The organism is Costertonia aggregata, from assembly GCF_013402795.1.
In the GTDB taxonomy this organism is placed as follows: Bacteria; Bacteroidota; Bacteroidia; order Flavobacteriales; family Flavobacteriaceae; genus Costertonia; species Costertonia aggregata.
Genome location: NZ_CP058595.1, coordinates 761,698 through 787,409, shown reverse-complemented (window position 1 = coordinate 787,409; position 25,712 = coordinate 761,698). Strand labels below are relative to the sequence as shown.

The following is a 25,712-nucleotide window of genomic DNA, read 5'->3' as shown; positions in this document are numbered from 1 at the left end:
TCGATTTTTGTTTAGATGACTTTGGCTTCGTTGTGCAATAGATCAACAAGGGCATCGACTGAATCAACTAGTTTAACTGCACCTTTTGGTGCTGGTTTTTCGAATTTTGCATCTTCAGTAGCTTTGTCGGCAGTAATGGGTTCTACTACGTTAAGGGCTTTTTTTCTCGCCATCATGATACCGCGCATGTTCGGGATACGAAGGTCGCTTTCCTCGACCAACCCTTTTTGTCCTCCGATTACCAAAGGCAAAGAGGTCTCGATTTTTTCTTTTCCACCATCGATTTCTCGCATGGCGGTAACAGTTTCACCATCAATTTCTAGGCTTATGCATGTATTTACAAAGTTCATATCCAACAAAGTCGCCAATATCCCCGGTACCATACCACCATTGTAATCTATTGATTCCCTTCCTGCGATCACTAAATCGTATTCCCCATTTTTTATGACTTCCGCTAACTGTTGCGCAACAAAATAACCATCGGTAGGTTCTGCATTGACGCGTATGGCCTCATCGGCACCAATGGCCAAAGCCTTACGAATTGTTGGTTCTACGGCGGCTGTTCCTACAGTGACAACGTGAACCGATGCTCCCTGCTTTTCCTTGAACCACATAGCTCTTGTCAACCCGAACTCATCATTGGGGTTAATTACGAATTGTACACCGTTTGTGTCGAATTTGGTATCGCCATCGGTAAAATTTATTTTGGAAGTAGTGTCCGGGACATTACTGATACAAACTAATATTTTCATTTGTTAAATTGATTTTTAAAACGTTGCTAAGATACTCAATAATTTTCTAATTTACTATGCATGCATAGTAAATTTTATAACTTTTTTTGATTCTATCATCGGTTAAGTTGATATATATTTTGCTATTTTTGCTAGCGTTTTTAACTGATGTGTAAACGAAGTCAACTCAAGATATATGAAAACATTGCAATTCCGAGAAGCCGTATGTGAGGCGATGTCCGAAGAAATGAGACGGGACGAGTCGGTTTATTTAATGGGAGAGGAAGTAGCGGAGTACAACGGGGCTTACAAGGCGTCAAAGGGCATGTTGGATGAATTTGGTGAAAAGCGTGTCATTGACACTCCGATTGCAGAATTGGGATTTGCCGGTATCGGCGTTGGCTCAACGATGACGGGAAACCGACCTATCATTGAATTTATGACCTTTAACTTTGCCTTGGTAGGGATAGACCAAATTATCAACAATGCCGCAAAAATCAGGCAAATGTCCGGGGGTCAATTTCCTTGTCCGATCGTTTTTCGCGGACCAACAGCTTCTGCGGGTCAATTGGCGGCTACGCATTCACAGGCTTTTGAAAGTTGGTATGCCAACTGTCCCGGCCTAAAAGTTGTAGTACCATCCAACCCTGCGGATGCAAAGGGATTGTTGAAATCAGCCATTCGTGACGACGACCCGGTTATTTTTATGGAGTCTGAGCAGATGTACGGCGATAAAGGTGAAGTTCCGGAAGGGGAATACACCATTCCGTTAGGGGTTGCCGATATTCGTAGAGAGGGCTCTGATGTTACCATAGTATCTTTTGGAAAAATTATCAAAGAGGCAGATAAAGCGGCCGATGAATTGGCAAAAGAGGATATTAGCTGCGAAATCATTGATTTGCGTACGGTAAAGCCACTTGATTATGAAGCCGTTCTTACGTCGGTAAAGAAAACGAACAGGCTCGTTATCTTGGAAGAGGCATGGCCATTTGGTAATGTTTCTACTGAAATTACATATCACGTTCAGGACAAAGCATTCGATTATTTGGACGCACCGATACAAAGAATAAATACGGCCGATACACCTGCGCCGTATTCTCCCGTTCTTTTGGAAGAATGGTTGCCCAATCACCAAGATGTTATCAACGCTGTTAAAAAGGTGTTATATAAATAAGTAATTCTTACTGTAAAGGTATCTTAGCTCCGTCAACAAAGGTTGGCGGAGTTTTATTTTATAAGATTTGTTTTACAGCAACAGATACTATCACAGCCTTTTTATTTCAGATTTATTAGCTGTGCGGTCTATTAAAAACGAAAGTATGCCCCATTAATGAAAAGAATACTTTTCTTCTTATGTATTGTTTGCTCTTTCATGTCACTTGCACAAACCAAAGTGGGAGGCATAGTGGTCGACGAGGCCGACAACCCCATAGCTTTTGCCAATATTTTGTTCAAAGACTCTTCCGAGGGCACCATTACCAATGATAACGGTAGGTTTTATATAGAATCGGAAAACGATCATCAAACACTTATCATATCTTTTATAGGTTACGAGACTATTGAATTTCCGCTAAGTGGAAAAGTAAATTATGACTTAAAAATAGTGTTATTGGAAGGTGGGGAGCAACTGGACGAGGTTACCGTTTATTTCGGAAAGCAATCCAAAAAAAACAATCCGGCCATAGATATCTTAAAAAAAATATGGGAGAAAAAAAGACAGAACGGGCTACGCAAATTCAAACAATATCAATACGATAAATACGAAAAAGTCGAGTTTGATATCAATACGATTGATAGCGCCCTCATTAAAAGCAGGGTTTTCAAAGGATTGGAGTTTGTTTTTCAAGATTTGGATACCTCACGAATTACCGGGAAAACATACTTGCCCATTTTCTTGAACGAAAAATTTTCTAAGGTATATGGCGATAATGTAATGCCAGATGAAAAAGAGGATGTTTTGGGTAGTAAAAACTCAGGTTTTGAGAACAATCAGGCGCTTACGGCATTTATCCAAGATATGTACCAGGAGTATGATGTATACGATAATTATATCGAATTCTTTGATAAGAGCTTTACCAGCCCGTTATCCAAAACCGGGGTAGACGTTTACAATTATGTATTGACCGATAGTACATTTATTGGCGACAAATGGTGCTACAACATCATATATTATCCCAGAAGAACAAACGAACTAACCTTCAAGGGAAACTTTTGGGTCAACGATTCTACCTTTGCCGTAAAAAATATAAATCTAGAGGTAACCAAGAGCGCAAACCTCAATTGGATCAAAGAAGTTTATATAGAGCAGGAATTTGAGGTAATGAACGATTCCGTTTTTTTGTTGAAACGGGATTATATGCTGACCGATTTTAGTTTTCGGAAAAAGGAAGCATCCAGGGGCATTTATGGGAAACGAACAACGGTATACGATAACCATAAATTCGACATCCCAAAACCCAAACAATTTTACAAGACAAAGAGCAATCAATTTGATCCTTTGGTGCTTACTAGGGATGACGTTTTTTGGCAGAACAATCGCCTTGAACGTTTGAATAAAGATGAGACGGGGGTATATAAACTTTTGGACACCTTAAAAACGGTGCCCAAGTTTAAATCGTACTATAATCTGGTCAGTATCTTGGGTTCCGGCTATATAGAAATTGACAAATGGAATATAGACCTAGGGGATATTTATAGTGTTTTTGGCTTTAACGACGCTGAAGGCATACGTTTAAGGGGGGGCGCACGTACCTATTTCGGCCAAAACGACCCATGGCGGTTAGAAGGGTATTTCGCATACGGTTTTCTCGATAAAAAGGTAAAACATGGCTTCTCTGGAAAATTTTTATTGGATAGGAAGAGTAGGTTCATACTATCGGGCGGTCATAGGCGCGATGTGGAACAACTGGGGCTGAGCCTTACCGCTACGAACGATGTTTTGGGGAGAAGTATAGCATCTTCGTCGGTTTTAACGGTTGGGGCGAACGACAGGTTGACCAACATTAATCTAAGCACGGTTAATATCGAGATAGAGCCTTTGACGAATTTTCGTATGCGTTTTGGGGGGTCGTTACGTACGTTGAGTTCGGCCCTGCCCAATGCATTTAGTTTGGATTACATTGATGCGGATGCCCCTTCGGGCATCGCCTCCGAAATAAAACAATTTGACATCAATACCACGCTCATCTACACTCCAGGGAAAAAAACCATTGGTTATGGTGTGGAACGAGAGGATATCAATGATGATTACAGTACCTTGCTTTTAAATTATACCAAAGGCCTGAACGGTTTTTTGGAGAGCGATTTTGAATATTCAAAACTTCAATTTTCATACACGCAACCATGGCAAGTAGGAGGTTTTGGAAGGTTGTTGACAACCGTTGAAGCCGGTAAGACTTTTGGTGAGGTGCCTCTGGGATTACTGAACGTAGTTCCCGGTAACCAAACTCTTTTTAGTTTGTACAATACGTTCCCCAATCTTGATTTTTATGAATTCGTGACCGATACTTACACGGCCGTGCATTTGGAACATAATTTTAATGGCAGGCTATTTTCAAGAGTCCCTTTTCTCAGAAAACTGAACCTTAGGGAAATTATTGGCCTGCGTGGAGTTTGGGGAGAGCTGTCCGACGAGAATATAGCTTTGAGTAGCCCCACGAACATACCGCTACGGGCACCTTCAGATGAAATATATTGGGAATATTCTTTAGGAGTGGGCAATATTTTTAAGATTCTTAGAATCGATTTTAATTTTCGGGGTAATTATTTGGATAATCCGGAAGCAAGGCCCTTTAGCGTTACCGGTTCTTTTGGTTTCAGTTTTTAATTAACATTAAGTTATTATTGCAATGCGGGTAAATATATTTATTACCAGTAAATTTGCAGCCTTTAAAATTTAAGATAAATGAGTGCAAAACAAGCAGTTACTTTTGATGTATTGATTGAAATACCCAAGGGAAGTAGAAATAAATACGAATACGACTTCACTTTGAACAAAATCAGGTTTGACAGAACTTTGTTTTCATCCATGATGTACCCTGGGGATTATGGCTTTGTGCCGGAAACTTTGGCTTTGGACAAGGATCCTCTCGACGTTTTGGTCATGGGTACCGAGCCTACCTATCCCATGGTGGTCATGGAAGTAAAACCCATTGGCGTATTTCATATGACCGATGAAAAAGGACCGGATGAAAAGATAATATGCGTGCCTATATCCGACCCCATATGGAGCAAGAGAAACGATATAAGTGATTTAAATCCCCATAGGTTGAAGGAAATCGAACATTTTTTTCAGGTATATAAAGATTTGGAAGAGAAAAAAGTAGACACGGGCGGCTGGGGCAATGCCGAGGAAGCTATAAAGATTTATCACGAATGTGTTAAACGTTACAACGAAAGTGGGCATAAGGATAAGCGAACTTTTATGATATAGTCAAAAACCAGATGGTAAAAAGCCGCTTTTGTTAAAAAAAGTGGCTTTTTTTATTCTCTTCAATTTTACTACTTTAGCAGCCGTTAAAAAAAACTAAAACAACTAACATAATGGAATTAATAGTAAAGTTTTTGCCAGTATTTGGAGTACTGGCACTTTTGTTTGTTTTCATCAAGAATGTTTGGGTGGCCAAGCAAGAGGTAGGCGATGAAAAAATGGCGAGAATTGCCAAGAATATTGCTGATGGTGCTATGTCTTTTTTGAAGGCTGAGTACAAAATTCTTTCAATTTTTGTTATCGCCGTAGCTGTACTTCTTTATTTTAAGGGAAGTAATGAAGTTGGTTCAAATGGTATGGTGGCCGTGTCGTTCATTGTGGGTGCCATTTGTTCTGCCTTGGCAGGCTTTATTGGTATGCGTGTGGCGACCAAGGCCAACGTAAGAACCACACAGGCGGCAAGAACATCCTTAGGAAAGGCATTGGAAGTGGCTTTCGCCGGTGGTGCCGTAATGGGTCTAGGTGTTGTAGGTCTAGGTGTTTTGGGATTAAGCGGACTATTTATTATTTATCAGAATATATGGGAAGGTTCTGAAAACCTTGGTTTGGTATTGAACGTACTTTCCGGATTTTCTCTAGGTGCCTCATCTATTGCCTTATTTGCAAGAGTGGGTGGTGGTATTTATACAAAAGCTGCGGATGTTGGAGCGGATTTAGTGGGTAAGGTAGAGGCTGGTATACCAGAAGACCATCCATTAAACCCGGCAACTATTGCCGATAACGTTGGTGACAATGTTGGTGACGTGGCCGGCATGGGTGCCGATTTATTTGAATCTTATGTGGGCTCGATTATAGGTACCATGGTTTTGGGAGCGTTTATCATAACTCCTGATTTTGCTGGTTTAGGGGCTGTTTATCTTCCTTTGGTGTTGGCGGCAGTGGGTATCGTTATGTCTATAATCGGTACGTTCTTTGTAAAGGTAAAAGACGGCGGTAATCCGCAGACTGCCTTGAATATCGGTGAATTTGGCTCTGCCGGTCTCATGGTGGTAGCTTCCTATTTTATTATCAATGCTTTGATCCCAGAGTCTGTTGAAGGTTTGCCTTATGGCGCAATGGGGATTTTTTGGGCTACTTTGGCCGGTTTGATCGCTGGTCTGGGAGTAGGTAAGATCACAGAATATTATACAGGTACTGGTACCAAGCCGGTAAATTCAATTGTAAAACAATCTGAAACTGGGGCCGCTACCAATATCATTGCAGGTTTGGGTGTGGGTATGATGTCTACCATGATTCCTATTATATTGATTGCTGCCGCGATATTGGTATCACATCATTTTGCAGGTCTTTACGGAATTGCGATAGCTGCCGTAGGTATGTTGGCGAATACCGGTATTCAATTGGCTGTTGATGCATACGGGCCCATATCGGACAACGCTGGTGGTATCGCCGAGATGGCGGAATTAGACCCCGAGGTACGTGAAAGAACAGATAAATTGGATGCCGTTGGTAACACGACTGCTGCCATTGGTAAAGGTTTTGCCATCGCTTCTGCTGCCTTAACGGCTTTGGCTTTGTTCTCAGCATTTATGAAGGTGGCCAATGTCAATTCAATCGATGTTTCCAAGCCTACGGTTATGGCGGGACTTTTGGTCGGTGCGATGTTGCCTTTTGTATTCTCGGCACTTTCCATGAATGCGGTTGGCCGTGCGGCCATGGCCATGATTGAAGAGGTTCGCCGCCAGTTTAGGGATATTCCTCAACTGAAAGCGGCGTTGGAAGTTATGAGGGCTGTTGATTCAGATATGTCCAAAGCTACCCCGGAACAAAGAGCTACTTTTGATGCTGCCGATGGTTATGCGGAATATGACAAGTGCGTTGATATTTCCACAAAGGCTTCGATTAAGGAAATGGTATTGCCCGGTCTTTTGGCCATCGCCGTTCCCGTTGCTGTTGGATTTATTGGCGGAGCTGAAATGTTGGGCGGTCTTTTGGCGGGCGTAACTTCTGCTGGTGTTTTGATGGCCATTTTCCAGTCTAACGCAGGAGGTGCTTGGGATAATGCCAAAAAGATGATCGAGTCTGATGGGCGTAAAGGTTCCGACGCGCATAAAGCTGCTGTCGTGGGCGACACCGTAGGTGACCCGTTCAAGGATACTTCGGGACCTTCCTTGAATATTTTATTAAAACTTATGTCCGTTGTTGCATTGGTTATCGCACCGAGTATAGCGGTTAGTTCCGATACGGGAATGGCAAACGTTGACGAAGAGGTTTCCAAGACGATTACCATGAACGTTGTAAACGAAGATACTGCTGAGGCTACGGTAAACTATACGACCTTGATTAACGGAAAGGAAGTTTCCCAAAAGAAAACGTTTACTGGAACAAAAGTTGAGGTTGAAGCTAAGTTGAAGTCTTTTAATGCTGAAAAAGTTACGGTAAAGGGCGAAAAAAACTATAGCATGGTCGAAGGGGAAACAAGACAATAGTCTATTTTACTATATCATGTAAAATCGGGTTATGGTAAAGCCATAGCCCGATTTTTTGTTTTTTATTGCAGCTTAAAGTTAATAGGTAAACTAAAAGGAACCTTTACCGCCCTTCCTCTTTGCTTGCCCGGTGTCATTCTCGGAAGCTTTTCAATAATGCGTTTGGCTTCTTTTTCTAAGTTTTTATTTGGGCCTCGCATTCTAATATTATCAATACTGCCGTCTTTCTGAATTTCGAACATAATGTTGACCCTTCCTTGAATACCCATTTCTTTTTCCAATTCCGGATAACGAAAAACTTTTTTTATGTGTTTGTTCATCATCGTCTGAAAACAGGCTCGCTTATCTTTTTCATTTTCACAACCTGGGAAAACGGGAACATCTTCAATAACCGAAAAGGGTACCGGTGTGTCATCGGGCTCATCAATAACATCAATATCCTCTACATCAAGTATCTCCGTAGTTTGGTCAACTTCTGTTGATAGTATTTCTGTTTCTATTTTTTTATCGTCATCTTCAATAATTTCAATTACCGGTGGCGCCACTGGCGGTGGCGGGGGCAAGGTTTTGATATGCATGGTAATGGGCACCTCTTCTGTTAATTCATCCGGTATATCCAGTTCGGAAAAATATTCCGGATTCAGGTCATAGGTTTTCCACTCCAATGCGGTGTACGTCAATGTTAGAATCAACACAAGGCCAATTACAAAATAAAGGCCCTTGTTTTGGTTTACGTCGTTCTTTGGGTTCTTTTTTACTTCCATCTTTTTAAAGTTTAAGGGTATACATGAATTAAAGTTCCAGGTAGGTGTGCGTTTTGATTTCCCTTTAAAACTAACTTATACCCCATACCTGTAAAACAAAGAATGAGTCATGGTCTTATTTGAATGAGTAAAGTCCGTTTTTTGATGAGGATAGCATTTCTGTATTGTCTTCTATTTTCTATATTTACCGTATGGGTATCTTCGGTAAAAAGGATAAACTTCAGATTATCGCGTTTCAGACCTATGGCACTGATACTCATTTGTACCTTAGGGGCAGGGCACTGGAAGATGAAGGTATAGATTTGGCCCAAAAGGGATTCTTTAAGCTTTTTCTCAATACGTGGAAGCGTTTTGAGACCGATGAAATAAAGCATACCGGTATAAAGATTACCTTGCCCGATGATAGAACGCTTACGGGTACTACCGATAAAAATGGTTATTATTTGATCGATGATACATTGGGCGATTTGGAAAAGCTTACCAATGCCGAAGGTTGGTTGCAATGTGAAATTTCTTATACCGACGAATCGTTAAAAAGAGAAATTCTGAACCAAAACAGATTCCCGGCCGAAATCCTGATTCCGTCAAAAACATCTGAATTCGGGGTGATCAGCGATATTGATGACACTATTTTGCATACTGGTGTGGTTTCGCTCTTAAAATGGCAGGTTATTTTCAATACGTTTTTTAAAAGGGCGACCAAGCGTAAACCTTTGGAAGGTGCTGCGGAGTTTTATCATTTGTTGCATAGGGGGAAATCGGGTAAAAGGGCAAACCCTATCTTTTACGTAAGCCACAGCCCATGGAATCTGTATCGTTATTTGGAGATGTTCCTTACAGTGAACAAGTTTCCCAAAGGCCCGATAATTCTGAGAAGCTTTGTTGATTTTAGGAGCAAAAAACCACAAAAACAAAAAGAGGTTTTGAATATTTTAAAGACTTACCCCGATATGAAATTTATACTAATAGGCGATAGTGGGGAGCACGATGCGGATATTTATATGCAAATAGCCAAAAACCATCCAAATAGGGTGGCGGCCATTTATCTAAGGACCGTTAGGCATAAAAAAAGGGTGCGCCGCATTAAAAATCTGATTGAAAACTATACACTGACCCCTGTATTGTTGATTGAAAAGAGCGAAGACGCCCTAGTGCATGCAAAAAACCACGGGTTTATCGCGTAAGAGCGGTTTAGAACAGTCCGTTGATTTCTGCATCAATTTTGTTGATGACCTCTCCCAAGTGTTCGGGATTGTCTACAAAATCGAGATTGTCAACATCAATGACCAATAAATTCCCTTTTTCATACCCATGTACCCAAGCTTCGTAGCGCTCATTGAGTCGGCTTAAATAGTCGATCGATATGGTATTTTCATATTCCCTTCCCCGTTTGTGGATTTGCTTTACCAAATTAGGAATAGAGCTTCTGAGATAAATCAATATATCCGGTGGTTTTACCAAACTTTCCATCAATTCGAACAAACTTGAATAGTTTTGAAAATCCCTATTGGTCATTAAACCCATTGCATGCAAATTGGGCGCGAAAATATGGGCATCCTCATAAATGGTCCTGTCCTGTATGATATTTTTACCACTTTCCCTGATCTGTAGTATTTGTCTGTACCTGCTGTTCAAAAAATAGATCTGAAGGTTAAAACTCCAACGTTCCATTTGGGTATAGAAGTCATCCAAATAGGGATTGTCCACGACATCCTCAAAATGGGCTTCCCATTTATAGTGTTTTGAAAGTAATCTAGTCAAGGTAGTTTTGCCAGCCCCTATGTTTCCTGCAACTGCAATATGCATACTACGTGTTGTTTATGGTTAGTGATGTTGTTTTGTCTTTAAAAAAGTTGGGGCATACAATATACAAAGTATAACGGGTTTGGGAAAGAATACTTGTTGAATTACAACATAGATAAAAGTAAATCAAAGTTTTTATTTCTTTTGCAAATACGTACTTTTGCCATATCAAACTAGAGGAAGGATTTGACTGATTGCAACCTCGGATGCCAAACTAAGTTTGGCACAAGAAAAATGCTAAAGCAGTTTGTTCCAAACGTAATTTGGAATCTCTTCAGAGAAGTAAGCTACTTTAAGGTATTACGTCAAATCTTCCAGAATTAAAACCTAAGAATGTCATATTTATTTACTTCTGAGTCCGTTAGTGAAGGGCATCCGGACAAAGTCGCAGACCAAATCAGTGACGCCTTATTAGATCATTTTTTAGCTTTTGACCCGGAAAGCAAGGTAGCTTGCGAAACCTTGGTGACTACAGGTCAGGTTGTTTTGGCAGGCGAAGTGAAAAGCGACACGTATCTGGATGTTCAAAACATCGCCAGGGATGTAATCAACACCATAGGCTACACAAAAGGGGAATACCAATTTAGTGGCGATTCTTGCGGTGTCATTTCATTGATACATGAGCAATCCCAAGACATCAATCAAGGAGTGGATAGGGGTTCTAAGGAAGAACAAGGCGCCGGTGACCAAGGGATGATGTTCGGCTATGCCACCAAGGAAACTGAAAACTACATGCCATTGGCCTTGGATATTTCACATCGAATTTTAAGGACTTTGGCCGATTTGCGGAGAGAGGGAACACAAATTGACTATCTACGCCCCGATGCTAAAGCGCAGGTCACTATCGAGTATTCCAACGAGAATCTACCCCAACGAATCGATACCATTGTAATTTCGACACAACACGATGCTTTTGACGCCGATGACGAAAAAATGTTGGCAAAGATAAAGTCGGACATCATTTCCATTTTAATTCCGAAGGTCAAGGCGCAATTACCGGCTGGCACACAAAAGTTATTTGACGACCAGATAAAATATCACATCAACCCGACCGGGAAATTCGTGATCGGTGGCCCACATGGCGATACGGGCCTGACTGGGAGAAAAATTATTGTGGATACCTACGGTGGTAAAGGCGCCCATGGGGGCGGTGCCTTTAGCGGTAAAGACCCAAGCAAGGTAGATCGCAGTGCGGCCTATGCGGCCCGACATGCTGCCAAAAATTTGGTTGCGGCTGGTGTAGCAGATGAAATATTGGTGCAGGTAAGCTATGCCATTGGCGTAGTTGAGCCAACGTCTATTTTCGTGGATACCTACGGTACGGCAAATGTGGATATGACCGATGGCGAAATTGCCGAAAAAGTCGCCAGACTTTTTGATATGCGCCCTTTTGCCATTGAGGACAGGCTGAAGCTAAGAAACCCTATCTATTTGGAAACGGCCGCTTATGGTCATATGGGGAAAGAACCAAAAATAGTTACCAAAGTTTTTGAATCGCCCTATAATGGTAGGGTAGAAAAAGAGGTTGAACTCTTCACTTGGGAAAAGTTGGATAGGGTTGAAGAAATAAAAAAAGCCTTTGCGCTCTAGATTTTTCAATGTGTTGAATACCCCGTTACTTCATTATCCGGTCAAAGCTTAAAACCCTGCAATCTGATTGCGGTTACTTTCGTTTTTGTAAACTTTTAATGATGTGGCCATTTCGACACAGCGTGGCACGAGCTACGAGAATCCCATAATAAGATTGCGCTTCGTGTCCCGTTCGGAGACAGGCTATTCCCTAAAAAATGATTTTATTCTGTTGTACATACTACAGGTTTCAGAAATCCACTTGTAAAATATAATCAGGGCTTTTTCAAGTCCTGTTTTTTATTTGGGTTGCCCCATATTACTTTGTAGTTTTAGGAAATCAATTAAATCACTATGAAATTCAATTCAAAGGTTCCAATTCTACTTTTATTGATAACACTGCTACTTTCGTGCGGTAAAACCAATACAAAAGCCGAAACGGCCGAAGTAACGGACACTTATGTCGCCGATAACTATACTAAGCAAGAAGTGGATATTGCCATGCGTGATGGTGTAAAACTGCACACAACGATTTATTCTCCAAAGGACACATCAAAAAAATATCCCATCATCATGCAACGTACTCCGTACAGTTCCAGACCGTATGGCGAAGGAAAGTTCAAGGCAAAAATCGGACCCAATATCCATATGATGAAAGAAGGTAATATTATCGTATATCAAGATGTACGGGGAAGATGGTTGAGCGAAGGCCATTATGAGAATATGCGCGCCTATATTCCCAATAAAACCTCGGATACCGATATTGATGAAAGCTCGGATACCTATGACACTATCGAATGGTTGGTGAACAATGTAGAAAACAATAATGGTAGAGTGGGTATTTGGGGCATTTCCTATCCTGGGTTTTATTCCACTTACGCTACCGTAGACGCACACCCTGCATTAAAGGCGGCTTCGCCCCAAGCGAGTATCGGTGACTTCTTTTTTGATGATTTTCATCATAATGGAGCGTATTTGTTGAGCTATTTTAGAGCAACTTCCCTTTTTGGAACGCCACGGCCCAATGGAGACCAGCCTATTGATACAGCTTGGTACACGTTACCGGATCTAGGTACCGAAGATCAATATCAGTTTTTCTTGGATAAGGGGCCTTTAAAGAATTTAAATTCTTTTTTTGAGTACGGTTTGGAAGACAAGCCATCATTGGCTCCCGATGAAATGACCGATGATTTTTTCTGGAACGAACTTAAAGAGCACCCCAACTATGATGAACTTTGGCAGAGTCGCGGACTCATTCAACATTTGAGGAATGTAAAATCGCATGTGGCGACCATGGTCGTTGGCGGTTGGTTTGATGCCGAGGATTTGTACGGCCCGTTAGAAACGTACAAGAATATTGAAAAGTATAATAAAGAAAACTATAACACCATGGTTTTTGGCCCCTGGGACCACGGCAGATGGGCGAAAAGAGATGGCCGTACCGTAGTGGGCAATTACTATTTTGGAGATAGCATATCCGAGTTTTTTCAAGAAAACATCGAAACTAAATTTTTCAATCATTTCTTAAAAGGAAGCGGTGATAAAAATAGTGGCCTGCCCGAAGCCTACGTATTTGATTCGGGTAAAAAAGAATGGAAGCAATTTGATGCTTGGCCACCCAAAGGTGTACAGAAGAAAGAAATGTTCCTATCCGTAGATCAGCAGTTGACGGTTGACCAAAAAGCGGAAGCAGGTATTGATTTTATAAGCGATATCAAAAAACCGGTACCCTATTCCGAGGACGTAAAGTCGGTATTTACACCCAGAAAATATATGACTGACGATCAACGTTTTGCCGCTCGCCGTTCTGATGTGCTGGTTTTTGAGACCGATGTCATGGAAGCCGATTTCACCCTGGCCGGGGATATTTTGGCAAAACTGAAAGTGGCTACAACGGGAACGGCAGCCGACTGGATCGTTAAGGTAATCGATGTGCACCCCGCAAAAACAGAAACGAACGAAGAAATGCAAGACCACTTAAAAATGAGCAACTATCATTTAATGGTACGGAGCGAAGTATTGCGGGGAAGGTTTCGAAATAGTTTTGAGAACCCAGAACCTTTTGTGCCCGATCAAAAAACCGAAGTCAATATAAAATTGCAGGACGTTTTCCATACGATCAAAAAAGGCCATAAGCTTCAAGTACAAGTGCAAAGCACATGGTTTCCGTTGATCGATTTAAACCCGCAAACCTATGTGGAAAATATCTTTAAAGCAGATGAGGAAGATTTTAAAACCCAGACCCACACGGTTTTTACCGATTCTAGTTTGGAGTTTAGTGTGTTGGAGTAGTTAACGCTCCCATATATGGCAAATAGAGCAGGCAAGGAAACGTTGAGTCTGCGTCTGCCGACGTAGTTAAAACTTATTGTTTAGCTTTTCTTTTCTTATCCAAAGCTAAACCCCAAAGATTTTGTGGGTTTGGTAATTATGCTTAAGCTTTTAAATATAGTACTTTATACCCTATTCGTTATAGGTGTTGTTAGTCATGGTTTTTTATTCTGCAAATGTGAAATCGTACATTTTGAGCTTTTTTTATTGCTTTGGCTTTCTTTTTTACTTAAAAGTTTTGCTTGCGATTTTCTAACCCACATTGGTAAAGCTAGCAAACTATCTGCGTATCTGTTTTATATAAATTGGAAGACATGTTTGCATAAATATTGCTTTTGAGCGAGGATTTCATTAATCCGCTTGTGTCTCTTTTTACAGAACAGTTTTCAATCCCATTATGGCTTAAGTTTTTAATCTCTTGAAATTAATAGTGCAATCAGAAAGAATAAGATTTTCAGAAATATCCAGTATTAAAGATCAATTGTCGCTTGGGACAGAGCTGTGTGTAGTTATGAAGCAAACCAACATTTACTCAATGATCGAAACTTAAGTGTTCCTGCATTTTCATCGAAATTAAACATGAATTTCCTTACAGTAGCTATATAAAGCAAAGAAAATATTATCTAACTTCGTGAAGTTATTTCAATATAAATACTGAACAAAATATGAAATCATATTTATCTATTTTTCTATTCCTAGTCTTTCTAACTACAAGCTGTTCAACGCAAGATAGTATGGAAGAGCTAACGGGCGAAGAAGCGATAGAAGAGGATGTAGTTGAAGAACAAAAACTTTCTACTTATTTCACTTTCAAAACGGGTTGTAATCTAATTTTGGGGAGTTTTGACTTTTATGTTATTCTACATACCGAAAAAGGTGAGTTAATCGACTTTAAACCCTTTAACTATCTAATAAATGAAAGTTTAGAATTTAAGGCTTTAGAGAATGAAACACCAGATGATTTTACGGTTACCGTTTTCATTATCGGTTCGGAAGGTGAGAATCCTGGGTACTCCCTTAGTTCAATCTCTCAATTTAAAAAAGGTGAAACGTTGGACTATAGCTGTGAAGCAGGGAATCTTAGCGCTAAGACTGGATCTTTTAACTTGGTTGTAGATAACATACCAAATGTCAATGGAGTGGTGACAGGTTTTTCGGCATGGAACGGAGAAACTTCGGGATTGCTTGCGCCAGGCAAAGCTGTTCAAGGTAATTTAGTCTCATATTTTGGCGACTTTGACATATTAGAATCTAAAAGAGACTATATCATATCAGTACAAGATGGTAATCAAAATTCCAAATACTATGTTTTGTCAAACTACAATGTTGGGGATAGTCTGAAATTGGATTATTCTAATTTTAGTAATTATGATAAATATTTAGAAATAGATTATCCCCAACATTACGGCTTATCTTTTAGTTTGATAGGCTCTAGCTCCGAACCTAAGGAATCGTACGCTTTAAGTAGTATATTTTCTACTGCAGGTTTGGAGGGGGTTCTGAGAGCGGGTGAATTAAACAGGTTCGACTCATATGATATTAAATTTAGTATTAAGCCAACACCTAAATATGAGTATCGCTACAGAAAAGTTGGGGAATTACCAGATGTTGTAGTTATACCTGAACAACCATTAATGTCAATTGAGGATGCTTCAATTACAAATTTTAAATTTAATATCAACCTTACTGGTTATCTTCTTAAAACTTCATATTGGACGAATTTAGACGGTGCATCAATAAAAACATGGACATGGTCTGTACAGTCAAAAGAAAATCATTATCCAACCATTGGTGAGCTACCTGATGAGTTGTTAGAGCAATATCCAAACTTAGATTTAGAAGATTTGCGGTTTACTCAAACCACATTTAGATTAAATGACCAAGAGACTATTACCCTATGGAATCCAAATTAACTAAATAAAAGGTTTCAATAAGTGGTTTATATGCCAGTCCGTGTACTTCTCAATATCTGTAACAACGAAATTCAACCGTTTTGTTAATGAGTTGAATTTAGTTAAAATGGAGTAATGAATTATTGCAAATGTTAGCACATGTTATTTATTGAAAAATATTCTTTCTCTATAATATTTGTCTTCAAGGCGTTTTTTTGTCCAAGACTCTATATTTTCAAATTCAAATTGTTCAACGTGAATAGAACCATCAAAGGGCTTTGAATAAACTATTTTGTTGTTGTTCTTTATTTTAAGTCTGAGCTTGGTTCCAAATGGCCCCTGATGCCTGATTTTCTTGATTACAATTATGTCGTTTGGTCCAATAGAGGTATAACCATAGCTATTGCCACAAGTTGAGTATGTCCAATATTCAATTGGTCTCCAAATTCCGTTGGGGTCTTTCGCTTTTTGAATCATAAAGAGATGTCCATCTTGGTTGTCAATATGCAGACTGTCATTTGAAGAATTTCTTATAAATATCGGATATGCGTTAACAAGTTCAGGGGATCCGTTTAGCCAAGTTTGAAAAACCGAATCAGTTTTTCTTTGAATCACCTCAATATCGTCAATCCCGGGAAAATCAGGAGGTGTAGCGTAGGAATACATTTTTATATCTATTGACAAGTCTTGTGATAGGTCAGGTATTATTTCGATTTTTCCTGTCCTTTCCAAGCTGTCGCCAAATTGAAGAAACTCTCTAAAAAATCCATCTGCGTTCAGACAACGTTCGATTTGGAAGTCCGTCTATAACACTTTTAAAACTCTAGATTTTTTAATCAAAGTCAAAGTTGTCGAAATCAGAATCTCCACCACTTTTATTTCTGTATCGATATGCTAAAATCCCAATTATGATTATTGCAAATACTATTGGAAAATATTCTGTCATAAAAGTTGACTCTGAACTGAATTTTCAAAATAAATGGTAACAATTATATATAATCACTAGTAACTATGTATCTAAATCTTAACAAATATAACTACAAGTTCGTTTAGTTTCTTTCTAGAAACCTACTAGAGGGTATTTTTAATTTATACCATCAAAACATTAGGTTTTTTTGAAATTTACGCGAATCATTAGGTTTTTAAAACTTTCTGACTTTAATTTGTGCTGTATAAAGTTCAAACATATATTGAATAGTTATCAAGAAAGGTGGAGGGATTAGACCCTTTGAAGCCTTAGCAACCCTTTGTTCCATACAAAGAAGGTGCTAAATTCTACCCTGTCCTGAAGTAAATTCAGGATTTCTTGGCGGTAAATACCGACCATTGGGAAGGATAACAGTCATCGAAATTCTTCGATCTCACTTTCTGATAACTTTTTTTGATTTTACCTATCCGCAACGTCGGTCGGCTAGGGTTTGGCTTTTAATAATTTTTTGTTACCGCCGCAAAGGCGGGAATCTATTAAGAACCAGTATTCCTTTAAAAAGAAACGGAATACATAAAACAAAAGAAATCATGAGTACTCAAAAATTTGCAACCAACGCCTTACACGCAGGGCATGACACCAACAACACGCAAGGCACTAGGGCAATCCCTATTTACCAATCCACATCATACGTGTTCAACAATACCGAGCATGCCGCCAACCTATTTTCGTTGGCCGAATTGGGATTTATCTATACCCGTTTGAACAACCCCACCAATGAGGCCCTACAAAACAGATTGGCCGCTCTGGAAGGTGGTGTCGGCGCAGTGGTTTTTGCATCGGGAACTTCCGCCATTTCAACAGGATTGATGACGCTTTTACGAGCGGGAGACCATATCGTTGCATCCAGCAGCTTGTATGGCGGTACATACACTTTGTTGAGTGTGACCTTGCCCAGATTGGGTATTACTACCACGTTTGTAGACGCCTCTAACCCAGAGAACTTTAAAAAAGCGGTACAAGAAAATACACGGGCATTCTTTGTGGAATCCTTGGGTAATCCAAAACTTGACGTTTTAGATCTTAAGGCCATATCCAAAGAGGCGAAAGCGGCACAGGTTCCCTTTATCGTTGACAATACGGTAGCTTCCCCGGCTTTGTTGAATCCTATTGAACATGGTGCCAACTTGGTCATACATTCCCTTACCAAATACATTAACGGTAATGGTACGGCCCTAGGTGGCGCTATCATAGATGCAGGCACTTTTGATTGGACCAATGGCAAGTTCCCCGAATTTACGGAGCCCTCTGCCGGGTATCATGGTTTGGTATACAGTGAAGCATTGGGAGCGGCCGCGTTTACGTTTAAATTGATTTTGGAAGGATTACGTGATTTTGGCGGTGCTTTGAGTCCGTTCAATGCGTTTCAGATTCTGCAAGGTTTGGAAACCTTACCTATTCGAATTAAGCAACACAGCGAAAATGCTTTGGCATTGGCGAAGTGGTTAGAAGGTAGGGACGAGGTGGCTTGGGTCAATTATCCAGGTCTCGAAAGCAGTAAATATTATGATTTGGCCCAGCAATACCTACCCAACGGACAAAGTGGACTCGTAACCTTTGGTATTAAGGGTGGATTTGAATCTGCAAAAAAAGTGACGGACGCCACTAAAATATTTTCATTATTGGCCAATATCGGCGATAGTAAATCATTGATCATACATCCTGCTAGTACCACGCACCAACAGCTTGATGATGCCGCACAGGAAGCTTCGGGCGTTACCAAGGATTTGATTCGGTTGTCCGTTGGTTTGGAAGATATCGAAGATTTAAAAACCGATTTGGAACAGGCGTTCGCTACGATAGATACATCTGTTTTGGTTGAATAGTCATTTTGATTGCGCTTGGTGACCCAAATGGTTTTATGGTAATCCATTGAATTTGAAGCATTATTTTTTGGATTCAATTCTAAGAGATAGAAATATACAATACGGTATGCTGCACAAATTAGATATAGCAAAATATACTACCATCAATGGTGTATGCCAAGATATTGAACTTTCTTACCAACTTTTTGGCAAGGAACTGCATTCGGCTCCCATAGTTCTGGTAAATCATGCCCTAACGGGTAATTCAAATGTTACGGGTAAAGATGGCTGGTGGTCCGCTTTGATCGGCGACGGAAAGTGTATCGACACAAAAAAATATACGATTCTCTCCTTCAATATTCCAGGAAACGGCTATGATGGTTTTGTGATCGATAATTATAAGGATTTTGTGGCTGGGGATATCGCACGGATTTTTATTTTGGGATTGGCAAAATTGAACGTCAAAAAGCTTTTTGCCATCATAGGCGGCTCCTTGGGTGGCGGCATCGCTTGGGAAATGGCCGCCTTGGAGCCCAATTTGGCACAGCATCTGATTCCGGTAGCTTCGGACTGGAAATCCACGGACTGGTTGATAGCCAACTGTCAAATTCAGGAACAGTTTCTCGTAAATTCAAAACAACCCGTGCATGATGCACGTATGCATGCGATGTTGTGCTACCGAACGCCGGAATCTTTTAAAGAGCGGTTCAAACGAAGCACCAACGAAGAACTCCAAGTGTTCAATGTAGAGAGTTGGTTGACGCACCACGGGAAAAAATTACAGGAACGGTTTCAATTATCGGCCTATAAATTAATGAACCAGTTGCTCAAGACCATTGATGTTACCCGTAACGGGGAGGAAAACTTTATTGATCTTCAAAACAGCGATACCAACATTCATATCGTAGGAGTGGATTCCGATTTATTCTTTACGGCCAAGGAAAACAAGGATACCTTTAAGCAATTGGCACAGGCCAATAGTAATGTAACATATGGTGAGGTACGATCGCTTCATGGGCATGATGCTTTTTTGATAGAGTTTGATCAGATGGAAAAGTTGTTGGATACGATTTTCAAAACCAATGGTAAAACAGGAAAAATCAAGGTTTTAAAGTTTGGCGGAAAATCCCTCAGTAACGGAGAAGGTCTGGAGCGTGTTTTGGATATTATCGTTTCCAAGGCTGAGACTGGTGAAAAAATTGCCGTGGTATTATCTGCCCGTGAAAAAGCAACAGATCAGCTGGAAGCTATTCTGGATAAAGCGGCAAACGGTATAGCGTATCAAAAAGACGTTGAGTTACTTGAAAAATACCAGCAACATACTTATGCCGATATTGATCTTACAGTAGAGTTCAAAAAGTTGGCCAAGTTGTTTGAAGGGGTATCATTGCTTGGTGATTACAGTGCCAAAATAAAGGATGAGGTCTTGGCACAAGGGGAAATTATCTCGGCAAAATTGGTCGCCAAACTTTTAACCGATAAAGGTATCAAAGCCTCGTTTATAGACGCTAGAGAACTTTTGAAGACCGATGATACGTTTGGGGATGCAAAGGTATTTGAAGAGAAGTCCAAGGAAAATGTGCTCAAACAATTTTCCGAACTGCCCGTTGATACTGTTCCTGTAATCACTGGTTTTATCGCTGCTACCGAAGATGGGGAGACTACCACCCTGGGGAGAAACGGCAGTAATTATTCTGCGGCACTTATAGCGAATTTTTTGGATGCCGAAGAACTTCAGAACTATACACATGTAGATGGTATTTTTACGGCCAATCCCGATTATGTTCCCGAGGCTAAACGCATTGCAAACCTGTCATATGCAGAGGCCAACGAATTGGCCAACTTTGGAACTACCATTCTACATGCAAAGACGATTATCCCGCTGATTGAAAAAAATATACCGTTACGCATTCTGAATACTTTTAAAGATGATAACGAGGGTACGCTCATAAATGCCGAGTCCAATAAGGAAGGCATTAAATCGTTATCGGTCATTGAGGATGTCGCCTTGGTAAACCTTGAAGGTAGGGGACTGTTAGGAAAAGTGGGTATTGATGCCCGTATCTTTAAAACCTTGGAAGCCAACAATATAAGTGTCAGTATTATTTCCCAAGGTTCTTCCGAACGTGGAATAGGTCTTGTTGTTAAAAAGAACAAAGCCCAAAAAGCCAAACTGGCTTTGGAGAAAGAATTTACGGGCGATTTTGAATCAAAGGATATCAATTTAATTACCGTAGTGCCAGATGTATCGGTCATTTCTGTTGTGGGTCAGGATTTAAGTACATTTCATAAGCCGTACAACACACTTATAAAAAATCAAATTGTACCCTTATTGTTCAATAACACGGTATCGGGAAAAAACGTGAGCTTGGTGGTAAAACAGTCAGATTTGACCAAGGCATTGAACGTAATGCACGGTCAGGTTTTTGGGGTCAATAAAAAAGTGAATCTAGCTATTTTTGGCCACGGAAATGTTGGTGGAACCTTGATAGACCAAATTTTAGAATCGTCCCAAACCATAGAACATAGAAAGGGAATCGATTTACGGATTTTCGCCATTGCCAATTCCCGAAAAATCTTGTTGGCAGAAAACGGGGTCACAAAAAACTGGAAATCCAACATTGATAGTAAAGGAAAACCTTATGAAATAAAAGATGCGATACACTTTGCCAAGAACAATCATTTGGAGAATTTGATTGTAGTGGACAATACGGCAAGTAACGACTTTGTAGCCCATTATTTTGATTTTATAAAAAACGGGTTTGATGTGGTATCGTCCAATAAAATCGCCAATACATTGGGTTTTGACTATTATCGATCACTACGGGGTGAACTGGTCAAAAATCAAAAACAGTATTTGTACGAAACCAATGTTGGTGCAGGACTCCCATTGATAGACACCATAAAACTATTGCACCTCTCGGGAGAAAATATCACGCGTATCAAAGGTGTTTTTTCGGGAAGTCTGAGCTATATTTTTAATACGTTCTCAGAAGTTGACGCTCCATTCTCATCCATCCTTAAAGATGCGATGCGAAAAGGCTTCACAGAGCCTGACCCTAGGGAGGATTTGTCCGGAAACGATGTTGGGCGAAAATTATTGATATTGGCCCGAGAGTTGGATCTGGGGAATGAGTTTTCTGATATCAACATCCAAAACCTGATTCCAGAGGCTTTACAAAAAGTGGAAGTCGATTTTTTTCTGAAGAATCTAGGAGTATTGGACGATAAGTTCAACGAAATCAAAAAGAACCAGAAACCGGGTCATGTCTTACGTTACGTTGGAGACTTACATGGCGATTTACAACAAGAAAAAGGGGTTTTGGATGTAAAATTAGTTTCCGTTCCCAAAGAAAGTGCCTTGGGGCAGGTAAAAGGTTCGGATTCTATCATAGAAATTTATACGCAGTCTTATGGTGAGAATCCGTTGGTCATTCAAGGAGCTGGTGCTGGAGCGGCGGTAACCGCCAGAGGTGTCTTTGGGGATATTTTAAGGATTGCGGAGAAAGGATAACGATTTGGTGGCTTCGGCTACGCTCAGCCACCTTTGGCCCAGCTACCTCGGAGATTGGCGAAGCCGAAATCGGGGGTTGTTAAAAAAGTAAAACCGAAGTCAATGAGAGGCTACACATACATCTTATGCTGTTCCGATGGTACGTACTATACTGGCAGTACGAAAGAACTTGAGCTTAGACTAGAACAACATCAAAATGGGGAGGGAGCAAATTACACGGCGAAAAGACTTCCGGTAAAGTTGATTTATGTGGAAGAATATCAGAGAGTCGATACCGCGTTCTATCGGGAAAAACAGATTCAAGGTTGGAGTCGGGCAAAAAAGGAAGCCCTCATAAACGGAGAACTGGAAAAACTCCATAATTTGGCGGAATGTCAAAATGGGACACACTATAAATATTTTAAGGAGCGAAATTGATTTTTGGTCACTTCGGCTCCCTTCGGCTACGCTCAGGGGCCGAAGTCCGAGACCAAACCTTGAGCCTAGAGTTATTCCAGTGGTTGAGCGTAGCCACATTCCGGTGGCTGAGCGTAGCCGAAGCCACCGGAATGCCCGAAACCGAACCATAAATTGAGAAATAAACCCCATTATTAAGGGAATGAAAAATAAAATATGAGCAAACAATTCGAAACCAACGCCATACGAACGCAAATCAAACGTTCGCAAAACCTAGAACATTCAGTTCCGCTATACCTCACTTCTAGCTTCGTTTTTGAAGATGCCGAAGACATGCGGGCTTCTTTCGCTGAGGAAAAAGAACGAAATATCTATTCCAGGTATTCAAATCCGAATTCATCGGAGTTCGTAGATAAGGTATGTCAAATGGAAGGTGCCGAAGCTGGATTTGCCTTTGCCTCGGGAATGGCCGCAGTCTTCTCTACTTTTGCCGCTTTGTTGAAAAGTGGCGACCATATTCTTTCCGCTAGAAGTATTTTTGGTTCTACACATTCGTTGTTTAATAACTTTTTTCCCAAATGGAATATTTCACATACCTATTTCAAGATTAATGAGTTGTATAGTATTGAAAGCTTGATTACGCCTCAAACGAAGATTATATATACCGAATCACCTACAAATCCCGGAGTTGATATTTTGGATTTGGAAGTTCTAGGAGCAATTGCAAAAAAACACGATCTGATTTTGATAATTGACAACTGTTTTGCATCCCCATATTTACAACAGCCTATAAAATTTGGAGCGGATCTGGTCATCCATTCCGGTACCAAGCTAATGGACGGTCAAGGTAGGGTGCTTGCAGGCATCACGGTCGGGAGAGCGGATTTGATTGATAAAGTATACCGATTTTCAAGAATAACAGGCCCTGCCTTGTCACCATTCAATGCATGGGTGCTTTCCAAAAGTTTGGAAACCTTGGCGGTTCGTGTAGACAGGCACTGCGAGAATGCCTTAAAATTGGCAGAGTATCTTGAAAATCATGAAAAAGTAAATTGGGTTAAATACCCCTTTTTGAAGTCACATCCCAAATACGAGGTTGCCAAAAAACAAATGAAGGCCGGTGGTTGCGTAGTCGCTTTTGAAGTGAAAGGCGGATTGGCAGCTGGGCAGAAATTCTTCGATTCCATTAAATTACTTTCCCTCTCTGCCAACTTGGGCGATTCTAGAAGTATCGTTACGCATCCCGCATCAACTACACATAGTAAGTTATCTACGGAAGAGAGAGCTGAAACGGGCATTACCGACGGAATGGTTCGTGTATCCGTGGGGTTGGAGCATATTGATGATATTATTGGTGATATCGGGCAGGCGTTGGGGTAAGCCAATAATTCGATAGCTTTTGGCACTTACGCTTAACCCAAGCAGAATTTGATAACTTCACATCTGCTTTTCCCCCCAACTACGCATACTTTCTATTACCGGAAATAACGACCTTCCTTTTTCGGTAATGGAATACTCGACCCTTGGTGGAATCTCTGGAAAAATCTCACGATGCAGAATACCATCGGCTTCCAACTCCCTGAGCTGTTTTGTCAACATCTGTTTGCTTATTCCCTCAATTCCCCTTTGAAGGATTCCAAATCGATTTCCGCCCTTGGAAATCAAGTATAGTATTATGGGTTTCCACTTGCCACCGATTTTACGCATGGTATACGTGACAGGGCAAGCATTTAAATTAACAAAATTTTCACTTTTCATAACTAGCTGATTTTCAATTATGGTCTACAAAAAATGACTATGTAATTCTTATATAACTACTTGATTATGAAAGACAAACGTAACATATTTGAACCAAATTCTAAAATTTAAAAATCATGAAACGAAAGAAAATCATCCTAGGGACACTATTCGTCATAGCGACATTTTTTGGTATTTGCTCTGTGATGTGGACACAAAAATCACAGGAAGAACAAGTAAGGCACATCACGGAAAAAATGGCAAAAAAACTGGACTTGACCCAAGAGCAGAAAGAGAAGGTTTATGTATTGAACTTAAACCGTTCGGAAGGGCATCAAAAAGCATATGAGGCAGGAAGAAAAAAAGAAATCATCATTGCTGCTGTGAAGGAATGGGAAGAAGGTCTGAAGCAAGTATTGAATCCAACCCAACTGAAAAAGCTTAAAATCAAATCATAACCTTTAAATCAACGCAAAATGCTCTCAGAACAAGAAAAAAATAACATTCAAATCGTTTGGTATGGCTTGGATGCTATCCTCAAAGACAAAAGTGAATCGGGTATCGATACCAACTTTGCCATAGATTTTATTCAACACAACCCCTGGGCTGGCGATACCATTGTACACCTAAAGGAAATGTTGCAAATGAATTTTGGCTATAAACCAGTACGATGGGTATCCGATGGCGATATCATGGCCTACCATGGCTATTACACCGCACCGAATCCGCTAGGGGAACATCCTCTGTTGTGCACCGACGTATGGCGTATCGAAAACGGCAAGGTACAAGAGCATTGGGATGCACTTATGCCTTTGCCCGATGAGCAATTGCAAAATGCCATTGCCGGAGCGGGGGATGGTGAAAAAGAGGTTTCCGATGATATCAGGAAAAAAAATAAAGCTAGCATAAAACGATTTCTTGACCATGTGCTGAACAGGGGTAGATTGGTTGAAATCGACAGTTTGGTATCTACCGATTATATCTATCATAACGAGATGGATGGCGAATTGAGGGGTAAAGAGGTACTGAAAGACCATATTGTCAGCAAAATGGGCGGGCGAATGCATCATGACAATAAGTTGTTGTTGGCCTCGGGAGACCTTGTTATGGCCCATTCCCACTATTTCGGGGAAAAAGAACGTGTCGTTTTCGACTGGTTTAGAATGGATGATGGCAAGATTGCCGAGCATTGGAGTGTTGAACAAGCCATTGAACCATGGGAGAACGTGGCGAACGACCACCCTCATTTTTGATTTGATCAATG

General features: G+C 40.5%; 19 protein-coding genes and 1 riboswitch. Of the genes, 14 read left to right on the top strand and 5 right to left on the bottom strand.

Annotated elements, in window-relative coordinates; translation table 11 throughout:
* Positions 1 to 11: 11 nt before the first annotated feature.
* Positions 12 to 752 (bottom strand): electron transfer flavoprotein subunit beta/FixA family protein, encoded by a 741-nt coding sequence (locus tag HYG79_RS03630; protein WP_179240808.1) that lies wholly within the window; start codon positions 750 to 752, stop codon positions 12 to 14.
* Between the two features lie 175 nt (positions 753 to 927).
* On the opposite strand from HYG79_RS03630, the gene HYG79_RS03625 reads away from it, so the two are divergent.
* The 4 genes from HYG79_RS03625 to HYG79_RS03610 all read left to right on the top strand — a co-directional run bounded on the left by HYG79_RS03625 (position 928) and on the right by HYG79_RS03610 (position 7,649).
* Positions 928 to 1,905, top strand: a complete 978-nt coding sequence (locus tag HYG79_RS03625; protein WP_179240807.1) for a pyruvate dehydrogenase complex E1 component subunit beta — start codon at positions 928 to 930, stop codon at positions 1,903 to 1,905.
* Positions 1,906 to 2,061: 156 nt separating this feature from the next.
* Positions 2,062 to 4,557, top strand: coding sequence for a DUF5686 family protein (locus HYG79_RS03620; protein ID WP_179240806.1), 2,496 nt, complete (start codon positions 2,062 to 2,064; stop codon positions 4,555 to 4,557).
* Positions 4,558 to 4,635: 78 nt separating this feature from the next.
* Entirely contained in the window at positions 4,636 to 5,163 is a 528-nt protein-coding gene (locus HYG79_RS03615) for an inorganic diphosphatase (RefSeq protein ID WP_179240805.1), read from the top strand.
* Between the two features lie 110 nt (positions 5,164 to 5,273).
* On the top strand, positions 5,274 to 7,649 hold the full coding sequence (locus HYG79_RS03610; RefSeq protein WP_179240804.1) for a sodium-translocating pyrophosphatase: 2,376 nt from the start codon (positions 5,274 to 5,276) through the stop codon (positions 7,647 to 7,649).
* A gap of 62 nt (positions 7,650 to 7,711) precedes the next feature.
* Here HYG79_RS03610 and HYG79_RS03605 read toward each other — a convergent pair whose 3' ends face one another.
* Positions 7,712 to 8,413 (bottom strand): energy transducer TonB, encoded by a 702-nt coding sequence (locus HYG79_RS03605; protein WP_179240803.1) that lies wholly within the window; start codon positions 8,411 to 8,413, stop codon positions 7,712 to 7,714.
* Positions 8,414 to 8,604: 191 nt separating this feature from the next.
* Between HYG79_RS03605 and HYG79_RS03600 the strand changes: the two genes are divergently transcribed.
* Positions 8,605 to 9,597: an App1 family protein gene (locus HYG79_RS03600; RefSeq protein WP_179240802.1), complete on the top strand. Its 993-nt coding sequence runs from the start codon at positions 8,605 to 8,607 to the stop codon at positions 9,595 to 9,597.
* Between the two features lie 7 nt (positions 9,598 to 9,604).
* Here HYG79_RS03600 and HYG79_RS03595 read toward each other — a convergent pair whose 3' ends face one another.
* The gene (locus HYG79_RS03595) at positions 9,605 to 10,219 is read right to left on the bottom strand and encodes a deoxynucleoside kinase (RefSeq protein WP_179240801.1); all 615 of its coding nucleotides are present in this window, start codon (positions 10,217 to 10,219) and stop codon (positions 9,605 to 9,607) included.
* 330 nt (positions 10,220 to 10,549) lie between these two features.
* Between HYG79_RS03595 and metK the strand changes: the two genes are divergently transcribed.
* From metK to HYG79_RS03580, 3 genes are all read left to right on the top strand, one after another.
* The gene (gene metK, locus HYG79_RS03590) at positions 10,550 to 11,806 is read left to right on the top strand and encodes a methionine adenosyltransferase (protein ID WP_179240800.1); all 1,257 of its coding nucleotides are present in this window, start codon (positions 10,550 to 10,552) and stop codon (positions 11,804 to 11,806) included.
* A 333-nt stretch (positions 11,807 to 12,139) separates the two neighbouring features.
* Positions 12,140 to 14,077: a CocE/NonD family hydrolase gene (locus tag HYG79_RS03585; RefSeq protein WP_179240799.1), complete on the top strand. Its 1,938-nt coding sequence runs from the start codon at positions 12,140 to 12,142 to the stop codon at positions 14,075 to 14,077.
* A 773-nt stretch (positions 14,078 to 14,850) separates the two neighbouring features.
* Positions 14,851 to 16,029, top strand: a complete 1,179-nt coding sequence (locus HYG79_RS03580) for a hypothetical protein (RefSeq protein ID WP_179240798.1) — start codon at positions 14,851 to 14,853, stop codon at positions 16,027 to 16,029.
* 141 nt (positions 16,030 to 16,170) lie between these two features.
* Here the strand turns inward: HYG79_RS03580 and HYG79_RS03575 are convergent, their stop codons facing one another.
* The gene (locus HYG79_RS03575; RefSeq protein ID WP_179240797.1) at positions 16,171 to 16,740 is read right to left on the bottom strand and encodes a hypothetical protein; all 570 of its coding nucleotides are present in this window, start codon (positions 16,738 to 16,740) and stop codon (positions 16,171 to 16,173) included.
* 463 nt (positions 16,741 to 17,203) lie between these two features.
* A riboswitch (SAM riboswitch) is annotated at positions 17,204 to 17,327 on the top strand.
* 199 nt (positions 17,328 to 17,526) lie between these two features.
* Here HYG79_RS03575 and HYG79_RS03570 point away from each other — a divergent pair.
* From HYG79_RS03570 to HYG79_RS03555, 4 genes are all read left to right on the top strand, one after another.
* Positions 17,527 to 18,822 (top strand): O-acetylhomoserine aminocarboxypropyltransferase/cysteine synthase family protein, encoded by a 1,296-nt coding sequence (locus HYG79_RS03570; RefSeq protein WP_179240796.1) that lies wholly within the window; start codon positions 17,527 to 17,529, stop codon positions 18,820 to 18,822.
* 106 nt (positions 18,823 to 18,928) lie between these two features.
* Positions 18,929 to 22,315 (top strand): bifunctional aspartate kinase/homoserine dehydrogenase I, encoded by a 3,387-nt coding sequence (gene thrA / locus HYG79_RS03565; RefSeq protein WP_179240795.1) that lies wholly within the window; start codon positions 18,929 to 18,931, stop codon positions 22,313 to 22,315.
* A gap of 102 nt (positions 22,316 to 22,417) precedes the next feature.
* Positions 22,418 to 22,732: a GIY-YIG nuclease family protein gene (locus HYG79_RS03560; RefSeq protein WP_179240794.1), complete on the top strand. Its 315-nt coding sequence runs from the start codon at positions 22,418 to 22,420 to the stop codon at positions 22,730 to 22,732.
* 195 nt (positions 22,733 to 22,927) lie between these two features.
* Complete coding sequence (locus HYG79_RS03555) at positions 22,928 to 24,091, top strand: trans-sulfuration enzyme family protein (RefSeq protein ID WP_179240793.1); 1,164 nt, start codon at positions 22,928 to 22,930, stop codon at positions 24,089 to 24,091.
* A 57-nt stretch (positions 24,092 to 24,148) separates the two neighbouring features.
* On the opposite strand, the gene HYG79_RS03550 is transcribed toward HYG79_RS03555, so the two are convergent.
* Positions 24,149 to 24,469: a winged helix-turn-helix transcriptional regulator gene (locus tag HYG79_RS03550; protein WP_179240792.1), complete on the bottom strand. Its 321-nt coding sequence runs from the start codon at positions 24,467 to 24,469 to the stop codon at positions 24,149 to 24,151.
* A gap of 116 nt (positions 24,470 to 24,585) precedes the next feature.
* Here HYG79_RS03550 and HYG79_RS03545 point away from each other — a divergent pair, with 116 nt between their 5' ends.
* Together HYG79_RS03545 and HYG79_RS03540 are read left to right on the top strand one after the other, a co-directional pair.
* Positions 24,586 to 24,906 (top strand): hypothetical protein, encoded by a 321-nt coding sequence (locus HYG79_RS03545; protein WP_179240791.1) that lies wholly within the window; start codon positions 24,586 to 24,588, stop codon positions 24,904 to 24,906.
* A gap of 18 nt (positions 24,907 to 24,924) precedes the next feature.
* Complete coding sequence (locus tag HYG79_RS03540; RefSeq protein WP_179240790.1) at positions 24,925 to 25,701, top strand: nuclear transport factor 2 family protein; 777 nt, start codon at positions 24,925 to 24,927, stop codon at positions 25,699 to 25,701.
* The last annotated feature ends 11 nt before the right edge of the window (positions 25,702 to 25,712 follow it).